Here is a 1,881-nt window from a genome sequence, read left to right on the forward strand (position 1 = left end):
GGGAGAGGGGAGAAAACCTGCTACACCGACGGATTCTTCGACAGCGGCGGATTCTTCGCGAAGTACGCCTTGATGCCTCGCAGGATCGCGTTGGCAAGCTGCTCCTGATGCGCGTCGTCGTTGAGCTTGCGCTCTTCCTCGGGATTGCTGATGAACGCGGTCTCGATCAGGATCGACGGGATATCGGGCGCCTTCAGCACCGCAAACCCGGCCTGTTCCACGCTGCCCTTGTGCAGCCTGTTGATACCGCCGATCTCCTGCAGCACGGCCTTGCCCACCTGCATGCTGTCGTTGATCTGCGCGGTGGTGGACAGGTCCAGCAGCACGCGTGACACCTGGGCGTCCTTGTTGCCCATGTTGGTGCCGCCGATCAGGTCGGCGTTGTTTTCCTTGTTGGCCAGCCAGCGTGCGGCCGAACTCGATGCGCCGCGCTCGGACAACGCAAAGACCGACGCGCCGCGAGCCTCGGGCGATACGAAGGCATCGGCATGGATCGACACGAACAGGTCGGCCTGCACGCGGCGGGCCTTCTGCACGCGCACGTTCAGCGGCACGAAGAAGTCCGAATCGCGCGTCATCATCGCGCGCATGTTCGGCTCGGAATCAATTTTCTTGCGCAGGCGCGTGGCGATCTGCAGCACCACGTCTTTTTCGCGCGAGCCCGCCGCCCCAATGGCGCCCGGGTCTTCGCCGCCGTGACCCGGATCCAGCGCCACGGTCAGCAGCCGGCGCATCTTGAACTGGCTGGGCGGCGGCACGTTGGTCTGCGCCATCGGTGGCGGGGCCACTGGCACGGGCGCAGCGGACGGTGTGGACGGTTTCGGCTTTACGGCGGCCACGACAGGCGGCGGCGCGGTGGTCGGGGCCGGAATCTGGTCGCGGTCCTCGAACTTGCGCACGATCGCGCCAATCGCGTCCTCTTCCGCGCCGGCGGGCGCGCCGGAGACACCCTCGCTGCCCGAAGGCGGCGGCGTCGCGGCGAAGCGGCGCTGCTTGTCCTCGGTATCGCGCACCAGCTTCCAGAGCGGATCGGGCGGATTGACCGGATACAGGTCGAACACGAGCCGGTTGCGGTAGTCGCCGATCGGCGCCAGCGTGAACACCTGCGGCGAGACGTCTTCCTTGAGGTCGAACACCATCCGCACCACGCGCGGACGGTTCTGCCCCACGCGCACAGACTGGATATACGGATCGTTCGGCGTAATCTTGGCCACCAGCTCGCGCAGCGTGGGCGAGAGATCGAGCCCGTCGATATCGACCACGAGCCGGTCCGGATTGCGGATCATCTGATGCACGGCCACGAGCTTCTCATCGGATTCGATGGTCACGCGCGTGTAATCCTCGGCCGGCCAGACGCGCACGGCGACGATGCCGGCGCCAAAGGCAATCTGCGGCCCGGCAATGGTCAGGACAACGGTACCGGCACCGAGCTTGAGCGCCTGCGCCATCCATTTGCGGCGGGCCTGCAGCAGTCCATCGGGTCCATCGGGTCGGTCGGTGGCGAGTCGCTTGATCAGCATGCGTTCAGCAGGGTAAGTCCAGTGGCAGTATAGGCGTGCAGTGTGGCCATGCGGCGATCCTCGCCCGCATCGCGCTCGCCACTGGCCGATTGCGAGACACGATTGTCCGATTGGAGCAACACATGGAGGTCCGGTTCCCCAAGCAGGGAGCCCGCTTTCTCCGGCCACTCCACGAGGTTGAAGGCCGGTTCCGCGAAGCAGTCGCGGAATCCGGCGTCGATCCATTCCTCGGGGTCGGCAAATCGGTAGAGATCGAAGTGATAGACCGTCAGCGGCGAGCCATCGGCGCGCGCAACCTCATAGGGCTCGCACAGCGTATAGGTGGGGCTGCGTACCTTGCCGGCATGACCGAGCGCGCGCA

Annotated in this window: 2 protein-coding genes; both read right to left on the reverse strand. The window is 65.8% G+C overall.

The genetic code is table 11. The features are described from left to right. Positions 1–20 precede the first annotated feature (20 nt). Positions 21–1,520, reverse strand: a complete 1,500-nt coding sequence (locus B552_RS0126830; RefSeq protein WP_019452150.1) for an N-acetylmuramoyl-L-alanine amidase — start codon at positions 1,518–1,520, stop codon at positions 21–23. Continuing rightward, on the reverse strand, positions 1,514–1,881 hold a 368-nt coding region (tsaE, locus tag B552_RS28005), incomplete at its 5' end, for a tRNA (adenosine(37)-N6)-threonylcarbamoyltransferase complex ATPase subunit type 1 TsaE (protein WP_019452151.1). The genes B552_RS0126830 and tsaE, both read right to left, overlap by 7 nt.

The organism is Cupriavidus sp. BIS7, assembly GCF_000292345.1.
Lineage (GTDB): Bacteria > Pseudomonadota > Gammaproteobacteria > Burkholderiales > Burkholderiaceae > Cupriavidus.